The sequence below is a fragment of the Kiloniella litopenaei genome, assembly GCF_000982415.1.
GTDB lineage: Bacteria > Pseudomonadota > Alphaproteobacteria > Kiloniellales > Kiloniellaceae > Kiloniella > Kiloniella litopenaei.
The window spans coordinates 345,907-357,972 of record NZ_LANI01000004.1; the positions used below are offsets into that span (position 1 = coordinate 345,907).

The 12,066-nt window shown below is 46.8% G+C and carries 12 protein-coding genes; 1 reads left to right on the forward strand and 11 read right to left on the reverse strand.

Annotated features, from left to right (window positions below; all coding sequences use genetic code 11):
• Window positions 1-21 precede the first annotated feature (21 nt).
• From WH95_RS08085 to WH95_RS08135, 11 genes are read right to left on the reverse strand one after another with little or no spacing between them, the layout of a single operon-like run.
• Window positions 22-606, reverse strand: coding sequence for a thymidine kinase (locus WH95_RS08085; RefSeq protein WP_046505328.1), 585 nt, complete (start codon window positions 604-606; stop codon window positions 22-24).
• Window positions 607-645: 39 nt separating this feature from the next.
• Complete coding sequence (locus WH95_RS08090; protein WP_046505330.1) at window positions 646-1,611, reverse strand: adenosine deaminase; 966 nt, start codon at window positions 1,609-1,611, stop codon at window positions 646-648.
• 57 nt (window positions 1,612-1,668) lie between these two features.
• Window positions 1,669-2,889 carry a phosphopentomutase gene (locus tag WH95_RS08095; RefSeq protein WP_046505332.1) on the reverse strand — a complete coding sequence of 407 codons (1,221 nt, stop codon included), beginning with the start codon at window positions 2,887-2,889 and terminating at the stop codon, window positions 1,669-1,671.
• A gap of 1 nt (window position 2,890) precedes the next feature.
• Window positions 2,891-4,213 carry a thymidine phosphorylase gene (gene deoA, locus WH95_RS08100; RefSeq protein WP_046505335.1) on the reverse strand — a complete coding sequence of 441 codons (1,323 nt, stop codon included), beginning with the start codon at window positions 4,211-4,213 and terminating at the stop codon, window positions 2,891-2,893.
• Entirely contained in the window at window positions 4,213-4,968 is a 756-nt protein-coding gene (gene deoC, locus WH95_RS08105) for a deoxyribose-phosphate aldolase (RefSeq protein WP_046505337.1), read from the reverse strand. Before deoC ends, deoA begins: the two co-directional genes overlap by 1 nt.
• 4 nt (window positions 4,969-4,972) lie before the next feature.
• The gene (locus WH95_RS08110; protein ID WP_046505338.1) at window positions 4,973-5,791 is read right to left on the reverse strand and encodes a purine-nucleoside phosphorylase; all 819 of its coding nucleotides are present in this window, start codon (window positions 5,789-5,791) and stop codon (window positions 4,973-4,975) included.
• Window positions 5,788-6,186, reverse strand: a complete 399-nt coding sequence (gene cdd / locus WH95_RS08115) for a cytidine deaminase (RefSeq protein WP_046505341.1) — start codon at window positions 6,184-6,186, stop codon at window positions 5,788-5,790. The genes WH95_RS08110 and cdd overlap by 4 nt, the downstream gene beginning before the upstream one ends.
• A gap of 1 nt (window position 6,187) precedes the next feature.
• Window positions 6,188-7,162 carry an ABC transporter permease gene (locus WH95_RS08120; RefSeq protein WP_204247742.1) on the reverse strand — a complete coding sequence of 325 codons (975 nt, stop codon included), beginning with the start codon at window positions 7,160-7,162 and terminating at the stop codon, window positions 6,188-6,190.
• Window positions 7,155-8,288, reverse strand: a complete 1,134-nt coding sequence (locus WH95_RS08125; RefSeq protein ID WP_046505343.1) for an ABC transporter permease — start codon at window positions 8,286-8,288, stop codon at window positions 7,155-7,157. The genes WH95_RS08120 and WH95_RS08125 overlap by 8 nt, the downstream gene beginning before the upstream one ends.
• Window positions 8,285-9,931, reverse strand: a complete 1,647-nt coding sequence (locus WH95_RS08130) for an ABC transporter ATP-binding protein (protein WP_082114039.1) — start codon at window positions 9,929-9,931, stop codon at window positions 8,285-8,287. Before WH95_RS08130 ends, WH95_RS08125 begins: the two co-directional genes overlap by 4 nt.
• A gap of 52 nt (window positions 9,932-9,983) precedes the next feature.
• Window positions 9,984-10,985, reverse strand: a complete 1,002-nt coding sequence (locus WH95_RS08135) for a BMP family lipoprotein (protein ID WP_046505346.1) — start codon at window positions 10,983-10,985, stop codon at window positions 9,984-9,986.
• A 249-nt stretch (window positions 10,986-11,234) separates the two neighbouring features.
• On the opposite strand from WH95_RS08135, the gene WH95_RS08140 reads away from it, so the two are divergent.
• On the forward strand, window positions 11,235-11,966 hold the full coding sequence (locus tag WH95_RS08140; protein WP_082114040.1) for a protein phosphatase CheZ: 732 nt from the start codon (window positions 11,235-11,237) through the stop codon (window positions 11,964-11,966).
• The last annotated feature ends 100 nt before the right edge of the window (window positions 11,967-12,066 follow it).

A 12,066-nucleotide genomic window follows, 5' to 3' on the forward strand; every position in this document is an offset into this window, starting at 1 on the left:
TTTTGGATCTCGTGTACAGAATTATTTTCTTTCAAGAACTTCCAATTTAAAGTGTTTCCGGCAAACGGGGACGTAGCGATCATTTCCCCCAATTTCCACTTGTGATCCTTCTTGAATGGGGGTGCCGTTTTCATCTACGCGCATGACCATTGTCGCCTTGCTGCCACAATGGCAAATGGTTTTAAGCTCATGCAGTACATCAGCCCAGGCCAAGAGCTGTTGGCTACCTTCGAACAGGTTGCCCTGGAAGTCAGTTCGAAGACCATAGGCCAGCACAGGAATATTTAAGTCATCAACGATTTCGCTGATCTGATAAACCTGAGCTTTTGACAGAAACTGTGATTCATCGACAAAAACACAGTTAACTTCCCGTTGTTTGATTTCTTCCTTGGTCATCTGCAAAAGATCGTCGTCTTTGCCATAAATCAATGCTTCGGCCTGTAGACCAATTCGTGACGAGATCTTTCCCTTGCCATAACGGTCATCCAAGGCAGCCGTGAACAACAGGGTTCCCATACCGCGTTCTTGATAGTTATAGCTGGACTGCAAGAGAACGGTGGACTTTCCTGCGTTCATTGATGAGTAGTAGAAATAAAGCTTGGCCATAGATACGTCAGATACTGAAATTAAGAATGTGCCACATAACTATAGGCGTGCCAGCAGTTTGTCTATGGTCGCTTGATCTGCAAAGGCATTTTCCAGAGAACACTTTGTGATATCAAGCAGTTCCTGATCGTTCAGCTTAAATTCCCGGGATGCGATGGCGTATTCATTTCCGATTGAGGTGTGAAAGAATGGCGGATCATCAGAACTCAGGGTTACTTTGCACCCCGCATCGTGCAATTTAAGGAAGGGATGGGCGTTAAAATCGGGATAAACGCCAAGGGCAATATTACTGCCGGGACATATTTCGAGGGTTATATCTTCATCTATAAGGCGGGCGACAAGATCGGGATCTTCTATTGATCTCACGCAATGGCCAATACGTTTAATCGGTAAGTGGTCAAGGGCGGCAATAATACTGTCCGGTCCGGCCATTTCACCTGCGTGCACATTGCAGGCTAGCCCGGCATCGTGTGCTATGTGAAAAGCCTTGGAAAAATCAGAAGGATGATGGGCATTTTCATCGCCGCCCATGCCAAAACCTACAATATAGGGGTGAGGGGCTGCAATCGTTTGCTTTGCGACTTCCGTGGCCTGTTCCGGCCCAAGATGGCGCACACAGGTTACGATAATACGTCCGACAATACCAAAATCTCTTTCTGCATCGTCTATACCGGCAATGATACCATCCAGATGATCCTGATATCCCATTCCAGCCATAGCAGCGTGATCCGGGGAAGACATGACCTCGACATAAATGGCACCTTCGGAAGCGCATTGTTTGAGATATTCGTATGTGACATCCCTGTAATCCAAAGGTGTTTTGATCACGGCAGATGCAAGATCATATGCTTTCAGAAATTCGAGAAATGTCGTCCAGCGGTAATTTCCTTTGGCATCAAAAAGTCCGTCAGGCAGGTTCATTGAATTACGCTGTGCCAGACGTTTCACCAGGTCCGGAGAAGCTGTTCCTTCCAGATGGGCATGTAATTCAGCTTTTAGAACCATCTTATATCTCGCTTGTTTTTGTATTTCATTGCTTTTCACGCTTTTAGAAGCCGGAAATTATAAAAATGATTTTCCCGCCTCTAAAGAGCCGACGTTCAGGAAGGAGGCTACGCTCTGTCCAATATCGGCGAAACAGTCTCGGATGCCGATACTTTGCGCTTTGATTTTGGGGCCAAAAGCAAGCACGGGTACGTTTTCCCGAGTATGATCGGTGCCCGGCCAGGTTGGATCGCATCCATGATCGGCAGTTATAACGACGAGATCGTCTTCTTTTAATGCAGAGATAAGTATCGGAAGTTTTCCGTCGAATTCTTCAAGAGCTGCTGCATAGCCAACCACGTCTCGTCTGTGTCCATAAAGACTGTCAAAATCGACGAAATTGGTGAAGGTCAAGGAGCCATTTGGAGCTTCTTTTACCTGCTCCAATGTGCGCTGGAAAAGGTTCTCGTGGCCTGATGCTTTAATTACCTGTGTCGGTCCCTGATGGGCATAGATATCTGCTATCTTGCCAATTGCGATCATTTCCCGACCAGCTTCTTTTACTTTATCCAGTAAGGTAGGTTCCGGAGGTAAGACACTGAGATCACGCCTGTTTCCTGTGCGTTCAAAGGTCTCTGGTGTGTCGCCGATAAAGGGTCGGGCAATAACACGTCCGATGTTATAGGGATCAACGAGAACCCGTATTTTTTCACAAAGATCAATAAGCCTGTCGAGGCCAAAGCTTTGTTCATGTGCTGCAATCTGAATAACACTATCGGCTGATGTATAGATAATCGGCTTGCCGCTGGTCATATGCTCCAGGCCAAAGCGTGCAATAATCTCGGTGCCGGATGCGTGGCAAAGACCTAGAACTCCCGGCAGGTCACCAACTTCTATAATGTCATCCAGAAGAGCGTTTTCAAAACAAGGTGTCTCATTTGGAAAGTACCCCCAGTCAAACTTGACGGGAACCCCTGCAATTTCCCAATGTCCGCTTGGTGTGTCTTTCCCCTTGCTTATTTCACTGGCCGCGCCGTGTAATCCTGTCGCCGCGGTGTTGGGAGAAAAGCCTTTGGGATATGCACCGGTGCTTTGAAAGGCGGCATGTCCCAGTCCGAGCTTTTCCATATTGGGTAAGCGAAGAGGGCCTTGCCTAATGCCTTTTTTATCCGCCTTGCCCTGTGCACATTGTTCTGCAATATGTCCCAGGGTGTTGGCACCCGTATCACCAAAATTTTCAGCATCGGGTGCACCACCTATGCCAAATGAATCCATCAATAATATGAATGCTCTAGACACTTTAATTCTCTATCAACTTTAAGATGGGGGAGGCTTGATCTGGGGCTTTATCTGCGACAGTCAATCCATTTAGATATTGGGTTTTTGCCCGTTCTAACTGATCGCTTGAGTTGGCATGGATACGGGCAACTGGAATGCCTGAATCAACTGGCGTTCCCAATGGGACAATACGATCAAAACCGACAGCATGGTCAATTTCCTGACCGGGTTTCGAGCGCCCGCCACCAAGAGCAACGACGGCCATGCCGATTTCCCGGGTATCCATCGCAGACAAATACCCTGATCTATCCAGATAGATGTCTTCACAATACTTGGCTGATTTTAAATAGCTGTCCGGCTTTTCACAAAAGTCTGTTGGGCCGCCCAGACCTGTAATCATTTTCTGAAACTGTTCCAATGCTTTACCATTGGATAGAACTGCCATGATTTTATGCTGGGCGTCATCATGCGTTTTTGCCAAGCCGCCCAGAATGAGAAGTTCGGCGCACAAGGACATGGTGATTGTGTCTGTCCGCACCTCTTTCTTTTCACCGGACAGATAAGACCATGCCTCTTTCACTTCCAATGCATTTCCTGCTGATGAACCGAGGACCTGATCCATATCCGTGATGAGAGCCCGGGTGGGTAAGCCAGCACCATTAGCAACGCTTACGATGGTTTCTGCCAACTCTTCGGCCATGGTCAAGGTGTTGGAAAAGGCACCACTCCCAACCTTGATATCCATCACCAAACGATCCAGTCCGGCGGACAGTTTTTTGGACAGGATCGACGCAGTAATCAAGGGAATGGCTTCGACTGTTGCGGTGATATCTCTTATGGCATAAAACCGCTTGTCTGCCGGGGCTAAGTCACCGGTTTGTCCGACAATGGCGCAGCCTGCAGTTTTTGTGATGGACTTCAGGCGGTCAATATCAATTGATGTCTGGTATCCGGGGATTGCATCCAGCTTATCCAGCGTGCCACCAGTATGCCCCAAACCACGACCAGAGATCATGGGGACATACCCTCCACAGGCAGCAATGATTGGCGCCAGCATCAAACTTAGCTTGTCACCCACACCACCTGTAGAGTGTTTGTCCAGCACAGGACCTGAATCCCGTAATTCTGACCAGTCAATGGTATCGCCTGACTTTGTCATGGACTGGGTTAAACTGACAGTTTCAGCATTACTCATCCCCTGAAAGAACACAGCCATTGCCAAGGCGGCGATTTGGCTGTCGCTCATATCACCGGATGTTATCCCTTTGACAAAATAAGCGATTTCTTCACTGCTAAGCTCGTGCCCTTCGCGTTTTTTCCGAATGACTTCCTGGGGTAACAACATTAGTAAGTGCTTTTTTGTTCAGAATCAGTCGCTTGACCCAAAACACCTAGCAGATCATTCAAAAGACCGCTCGCGCCAAATCTGAAATTATCTGCACAGACCCAGCTTTCGCCCATAATATTTTGAGCCAGTTCCATGTATTCGACAGCTTGCGCATGGGTTCGAATGCCACCAGAGGCTTTGAAACCACATTTTTTGCCGCTGTCTTTAATGGCTTTAAGCATTGTTTCAGCAGCTTCAAGAGTGGCGGAAGTGTCTGTTTTGCCTGTGGAGGTTTTAATAAAATCAGCCCCGGCGTTAATTGCGGCAACACTCAAGTCGTAAAGACTGTCCATGTTCTCAAACGCACCGCTTTCAAGAATGACTTTGAGGGCAACCTGATCACCGCAAACATCCTTACACGCACGGATCATATCTGGCGCAGAGTTTTTATTTCCGGCAATCCATTCTTTGTAGGGGATAACAAGATCGACTTCGTTACCGCCAAGGGCGATGATGTTTTTTGTCTGTGCAATTGCTGACTCCAACCCTTCATCGCCCGAAGGAAAATTGGCAACGGCAGCAAAGTTGACACCTTTTCCCTTTAACTCCGTCTGGCAGACGGAAAGAAAAGGGGGGTATACGCAAACAGCTGCAACAGAGGTAAAGGGTGTTACTGCTTTCGAACAAAGAGCCTTGATACTTTCATTTGTATCATCAGCAGAAAGACTAGTAAGGTCCAACAGGCTTAAAGCTAATTTTGCATTTTTTGTCATGGTGTTACCCTAAACTCTTCAGGTAATTGCTTACCAGTTTAATTAAATTTTCGGCGGCAATTTTAGCATTGCGCATGGTCTGTTCATGGGTGAGAGCGGTATCGCTCATGCCCGCGCCGTAGTTTGTAATGATTGACATTGCTGCGGTTGGAATACCTGCGCGTCTTGCCAAGATCACTTCGGGTACGGTGGACATGCCAACAGCATCTGCGCCGAGAATTTTTGCAGCTCTTATTTCTGCTGGTGTTTCAAAGTTTGGACCTGAGAACCACATGTAAACACCTTCGTGCAACTTGATCTCATTTTCATCTGCAACATTTTTCAGGGCTTGTCGTATTGTGGGATCGTATGCATCGGTCAGATCCACAAAACGGTCATTCCCGCGGGCACCAATCAAAGGCGACATACCGGAATAATTAATGTGGTCTGTAATCAGCATCAGGCTGCCAGGGCCAGCTTCTTCGCACAGGCTTCCGGCTGCATTGGTCAGGATCAACTGTTTACAGCCAATGCCTTTGATAGTTTCAATTGCGGTCAGCATGCCAGTGGCGTCACCATTTTCATAATAATGGCTTCTGCCCTGTAGAATGAGAACTTCTGTTCCGTTGATTTGCCCAAGGATCAAAGACCCGGCATGTCCCTCTACAGAGGGGCGTGGAAAGCCGGGGAGATCATTAAAAGAAATTGTCGTTGGGTCTTTTACAGCTTCAACAAGGGGGCCAAGTCCTGACCCGAGGATGATAGCTACTTCTGGGATAACGCCATTAAGGCGGCCCCGAATAATGTCTAAAGCATCATTCGAGGATTGAGTTGGGTTTGTCATTTATTCAGATTATCAGGTCCAAATGAAAAGGGTAAAAGATCTTCGATTGTAAAGGTTTTCCGCAGTCCCTCGGGACCACAGATGTGAATTTGTGTGTTTGCATTGGCAAACTCACGGATTTTTTGTCGACATCCGCCGCAAGGGGTAACGAGTGCATCGCCATCGCCCATGACGTAGATTTCAGCTATTTCCCGGCTGCCATTTTGTATCATGGCCGAAATTGCACCACCTTCGGCGCATACACCTAGAGGATAGGCAGCATTTTCAACATTGCATCCGTTGTAGTACTGCCCGTCTGTTGATCTTATAACAGATCCAACATGAAACTTCGAGTAGGGGGCATAGGCCCGTGACATGTTTTCGCGCAGTTGAGCAATGATTTCTGATTGTTTCATCTTAGCGCTCCTTCACATAGGGGCGGCCAATGGCTTTTGGTGCAACAGCCTTGCCGATAAAACCAGCCAGCAGGATAACAGTAAGAACATAAGGCAATGCCTGCATAAACTGAACAGGTATCTCACCAATACCCGGGAGTTCCACGCCCTGTAAACGTACGGCCATGGCATCCAGGAAGCCAAAGAGCATACAGGCAAGGAGACCCGGTACAGGCTTCCACTTGCCAAAAATCATCGCTGCAAGAGCAATATAGCCCTGTCCGGCAGACATTTCTTTACCAAATGCCGCATTTTGCCCTGTAGACAGATAGGCCCCGGCAATACCGCAAAGAATACCGGCGATAATAACAGATCGATATCTTAGGAATGTTACTGAAATACCCGCGGTATCGACAGCTTGAGGGTTCTCTCCAACAGCGCGTAAGCGAAGACCAAAACGGGTTTTGTAAAGTACCCACCACGTAACAGGAACTGCCAGAAAGGCGATGTAAACCAGTAAGTTATGGCCGCTAATTAACTCTATATACAGAGGGCCAATTACAGGAACATCAACAAGTGCTTCTGCCCCGGGGAAGGTGATAGGAGAAAAACGAGCGTCCCCGCTAAGCGTTTCTGTCTGGCCACCTTTGCCATACCAGGCACCACCTAGTGTAACAGTTAGTCCTGAAGCCAGAATATTAATAGCGAGGCCACTAACCACTTGGTTGCCACGGTGGGTGATACAGGCAAAACCATGCAATAAGCCCATCAATATAGACGTCACGATAGCTGCGCCAAGGCCTAGAAAGGCAGAACCTGTTTCAAAGGCCACAACCGCCGCCGCAAAGGCGCTGCCAAGCAGCTTCCCTTCTAGACTGATATCAATGATACCTGATCTTTCAGAGAAGATCCCTGCCATGGCACAGAGGACGAGAGGAGCAGATACGCGCAGCGTTGAATCCAGTGTCGATAAAAGCAAAAGATACAGATCATCCATTGGCCTGTTCTCCTGCCACTGCTTTGTTTGCAATCATAGCTATAAAGATACGTTCTACTGTTGGTCTTGCCATATAAGCCAGGGCACCACAGAAAAGGATAACCAGACCCTGGATAGCTTTGACCATTTCCACCTGAATAGTCGGGATTTCAAAGGAAAGCTCAGCACCACCTTGAAATAAAGCACCAAAAAGAAGGCTGGCAATAATAATACCGACGGGATGGTTCCGTCCCATTAGAGCCACGGCAATACCTGTAAATCCTGCTCCTGCTGTGAAATCGAGTAGGACCCGGTGGTGCACTCCCATAATCTCATTGATGCCAACAAAACCGGCAAGCACACCCGACAGACACATTGTACCAACGATTAGGCGCTGTGTGTTGATGCCGCTGTAGTTTGCTGCGTTCTCGTTAAACCCAAGCATTCTAATGGCATAGCCCCAACGGGTATGCCACATAAAGAGCCATACAAAAACACAGCTCAACAAAGCCAGAAAAATCGACATGTTCAGTGGTGTATTTGACATTTCGATGCCAAACCAAGCTGCTGCTTGTTGCATCGTCGGAATATGGGCTACTTCGGCAAAGTCACGGCTTTCAGGAGACATCTGGCCAGGCTCTATCAGAATGTTGACCAGTAGATAGTTCATAAGACTGAAGGCAATAAAGTTGAACATGATCGTCGTGATAACGATATGACTTCCCCGATAAGCCTGAAGGTAAGCCGGGATGTAAGCCCAGGCCGCACCGAATAAACCGGAAGCTGCAATCGCTAGCGGAAGAATGATCCAAAAGGGGAAGTATTGATCAAGGGCAAGACAGAGCAGGCCAACACCTAAACCACCTATATAGGCTTGCCCTTCGCCACCGATGTTAAAAAGGCTTGCGTGGAAAGCAACAGCAACCGCCAGACCGGTAAAGATAAAGTTGGTTGTATAGTAGAGGGTGTAACCAAGGTTATAATCGTTGCCAAAAGCGCCATATACGATGATCTTGACGGCCTCAACAGGATCTTCGCCGATAATAAAAATCACGATACCAGAGACGATAAAAGCCAATAAGATATTGATAAGAGGAATTAATCCGACATCAATCCAGGCTGGAAGAGCTTTGCTCGGACTACTCATGCCGGGATCTCCTCTGAGTGAATGTTATTACTGTTGTTTTCAGAAGAAGCTGCTTCGGTTTGCGCACCGGCATTCCCCATCAGCAGTCCCAATTGTCTTGCATCGGCTTCTTTTGCATCGACTTCACCGACAATACGGCCTTCAAACATCACAAGAATACGATCACTCAAGGACATAATTTCTTCTAGCTCTACGGATACGACAAGAATCGCAGATCCTGCATCGCGCATGGCGATCAGGTTTTTGTGGATATACTCAATCGCCCCGATATCAACACCGCGTGTTGGCTGTCCGACCAAGAGAACTTTCGGATGACGATCCATTTCACGGGCCAGAACCAGCTTTTGCTGGTTACCGCCAGAGAAGTTGGCCGATTTAAGTTTTGGATCTTCGGGGCGAACATCATAGTCCTTCATCAAGCGAACGCAGTGTTGTTCGACCGCTTTGTTATCCATCAGGAACTTGCCATTGTAGGCCGCGTCATCATGGAAACCCATAATGGCTGATTCCTGCGCATTAAAAGCAGTAACCATACCCATACGGTGACGGTCTTCGGGGACATGTCCGACACTTAAATCACGAAATTCTTTTGGTGTTTTAGGATTGTCGGAATCAATTTTCACAGACCCAATTTTGATTGACCCGGTTTGCAGAGGGCAAATACCGCTGAGAGCAGCCAACAGCTCTGTTTGACCATTTCCAGATACCCCGGCGATCCCAACGATTTCACCTGCTTTTAGCGTCAGGGAAACATCGTCGAGCTTTTTAACACCATCTTCGCTATAGCTCAGATTTTTTGCTTCCAGAAGGATTTCGCTCGGATTGGCATCTGTTTTATCAACTTCCAGAAGGACCTTACGGCCCACCATCAACTCGGCAAGTTCGTTTTTGTTTGTTTCAGCTGTCTCGCGCTCTGAGACCATCGTCCCGGCACGCATCACAGAAACGCGATCTGTAATGGCCATAATCTCCTGAAGTTTATGTGTGATGAGAATGATACTCACACCGCGGCTGCGCAGGATATCAAGAATTTTGAAAAGCTGATCTGTCTCTTGTGGTGTCAGGACACCGGTTGGCTCGTCAAGAATGAGGATTTCAGCGCCACGATAGAGGGCTTTTAGGATCTCAACCCGTTGTTGAAGGCCAACAGGGAGATCACCTGTCATCGCATCGGGATCGACGGCCAAGCTGTATTCTTTCGATAGCTTGAGAAGTTCTTCCCGGGCAGATTGACTGCTTTTGTTTAAAAGCGGGGCACCTTCGGCGCCCAACATAACGTTTTCAAGTACGGTAAAGGTCTCTACGAGCATAAAATGCTGATGCACCATACCAATGCCAAAGGATATCGCATCTCGTGAAGAATGGATTTTTCTCTTTTGTCCATTGATCAGAATTTCGCCGCTATCTGCTTCGTAAAACCCGTAAAGGATACTCATCAACGTTGATTTCCCGGCACCATTTTCACCGATGATGCCGTGGATGGTTCCCGGAAGAACCTTTAAATCTACGTTTTGGTTCGCCTTTACAGGGCCAAAGCTTTTACTGATTGCCTTCAGTTCAATAGCGGGCTCAATAGAGGGTGGGGGGGCTGATTGCCCCCCCACCGCCTCAGACCCTTGGGTCTTGATGCGTTCTACGCTCATAGAAAAACCTAGTACTTGATTTTAGTTTTCTGATTTCAGATCAGTTATCCGGTTACAGTGCCGGGCAGCTGTTATCTGATGTGAAATCATGAACAGAGATGGAACCGGAAACGATACCATCACGTGCTTCTTTTACTTTGGCTTTCATCGCGTCAGTAATAAGGGATTTGTTATTGTCATCCAATGCCCAGTCTACGCCATTTTCAGCAAGACCCAGCGCATGAAGACCTGGCTTCCATGTGCCATCCATTGCATCTTTAAAAGCATTGTATGCAGCAACATCAACACCTTTGGTCATAGATGTCAGCATTGTACCTGGCTGTAGATGGTTTTGGTTTGAATCCACACCAATGGCGTATTTACCAGCATCTTTAGCAGCTTGGTAAACACCAATACCTGTACCACCAGCTGCGGCAAAGATCACATCAGCACCTTTATCGAACTGGCTTTTCGCAAGCTCGCTACCCTTACTTGGGTCGTTCCAGGCAGATGGGGTTGTCCCGGTCATATTGCTATAAACTTCGGCGGAACCAACGGCGTATTTTGCCCCTTGGGCATAACCGCAGGCAAATTTACGAATAAGGGGAATGTCCATACCGCCAATAAAACCAACCTTTTGGTTTTCAGAAGCCATTGCCGCAAGAACACCAACCAGGAAAGATCCCTCGTGCTCTTTAAAGACTACAGACTGTACGTTTGGCAAATCAACAACAGAATCGATGATTGTAAAACGAACATCAGGGTATTCTTTTGCAACCTTTTCAATCGCCGGCCCCTGGGCAAAGCCAACACCTACGATCGGATCAGCACCGCGTTGGGCCATTTTGCGAATAGCCTGTTCGCGTTGTGAAGGGTTTGTTACCTCGAACTCGCGATATTTAATGCCGGTCTCTTTAGAGAATTTTTCAACACCGTTATAAACGCCTTCGTTGAAGGACTTGTCGAATTTACCGCCCATATCAAATACCACAGCTGGCTTGATATCTTCGGCGTGAGCGGCTGCAGCCGTTAATGCAATAATTGACGCAGCTGCTGTCTGGAATAGCTTCTTCATTTGAGAGCCCAATCCCTGTTTATCAGTTTAAAAATCGTTTTTGCCTTGATCCGAAATCTATCGGACTCGGTTATATATGTTGCGGCAAAAAGCCAATATGTTCAACTAATCCTTATTGTCAAAGATCTAAATTTTGTTCAACTGGTCAAAAAAAAATGAATTTTTATCTCTAAAATAACGACATATTCAATTTTCATTAATTTTGTTCGGATATCTTTTTCATCGAATACGGGGGATTTTTGGGAGTAAATGATGAGTAAAACCGAACCAAATAAAGAGTATGCTGCGGAACGAGGGGTTCGACTTCGTAGAGGATTATCGCCTGATGCGAAGATCTCAAACATGCAACTGTTTGAATCAATAAATGAATTACGATCAGAAATTGTAGCTCTTAGACAGTCAAATGCAGCGGTTCGACAATCATCTGCCCAACAAACCGACGCAGAAAAAAGCTTTAACGATGCGGAAGATGTCCGGATTGAGATTGCTCAGATGGTTCGGATGATTGGTAAGACGAAAAAAGAGATCGCCCAAATAAAGCACCCAGATGATGTTGATGATCCTTTCGCTCAATCAACGAACGAACTTGATGCCATTGTGATGGCGACAGAAACAGCAACAAACAGTATTCTGGATGCAAACGAAAAAATTGAAGCGACTGTTAATGAGCTTTCTGCCTTGATGCACGATGATGCTGATGTTCAAACGGCTTGCGACAAAATTGCAAATAATGTCATCACAATTCTTGAAGCATCAAACTTTCAGGATATTACTGGGCAGCGGATGACAAAAATTATCAATACGCTTCGATTTATTGAAGATCGTATTGTGTCTATGATTAATATTTGGGGTGCCGAAGCGTTTATGGATCTTCCTGTTGGTAAAGAGGATGGTCGAGAAGGCGATGATCAACTTATGAATGGCCCTGCTGCAGAAAACGAAGGCATTACACAAGACGATATTGATGCTCTGTTTGATTAATAAAAATGACACTGGATTAATAAAGATAGGTAACTATCGAAATAAAAAAAAGCGGGGACACACCCCGCTTCAGATTGCTGACAAACCCCGTCGATTTTCG

Bases quoted from the DNA above. Each gene is read 5' to 3' on its own strand.
- WH95_RS08130 (WP_082114039.1), bottom strand. From the start codon at position 9,931: ATGAGCGTAGAACGCATCAAGACCCAAGGGTCTGAGGCGGTGGGGGGG.
- WH95_RS08140 (WP_082114040.1), top strand. From the start codon at position 11,235: ATGATGAGTAAAACCGAACCAAATAAAGAGTATGCTGCGGAACGAGGG.
- deoA (WP_046505335.1), bottom strand. From the start codon at position 4,213: ATGTTGTTACCCCAGGAAGTCATTCGGAAAAAACGCGAAGGGCACGAG.
- cdd (WP_046505341.1), bottom strand. From the start codon at position 6,186: ATGAAACAATCAGAAATCATTGCTCAACTGCGCGAAAACATGTCACGG.
- WH95_RS08110 (WP_046505338.1), bottom strand. From the start codon at position 5,791: ATGACAAACCCAACTCAATCCTCGAATGATGCTTTAGACATTATTCGG.
- WH95_RS08120 (WP_204247742.1), bottom strand. From the start codon at position 7,162: ATGGATGATCTGTATCTTTTGCTTTTATCGACACTGGATTCAACGCTG.
- WH95_RS08125 (WP_046505343.1), bottom strand. From the start codon at position 8,288: ATGAGTAGTCCGAGCAAAGCTCTTCCAGCCTGGATTGATGTCGGATTA.
- WH95_RS08090 (WP_046505330.1), bottom strand. From the start codon at position 1,611: ATGGTTCTAAAAGCTGAATTACATGCCCATCTGGAAGGAACAGCTTCT.
- WH95_RS08135 (WP_046505346.1), bottom strand. From the start codon at position 10,985: ATGAAGAAGCTATTCCAGACAGCAGCTGCGTCAATTATTGCATTAACG.
- WH95_RS08085 (WP_046505328.1), bottom strand. From the start codon at position 606: ATGGCCAAGCTTTATTTCTACTACTCATCAATGAACGCAGGAAAGTCC.
- deoC (WP_046505337.1), bottom strand. From the start codon at position 4,968: ATGACAAAAAATGCAAAATTAGCTTTAAGCCTGTTGGACCTTACTAGT.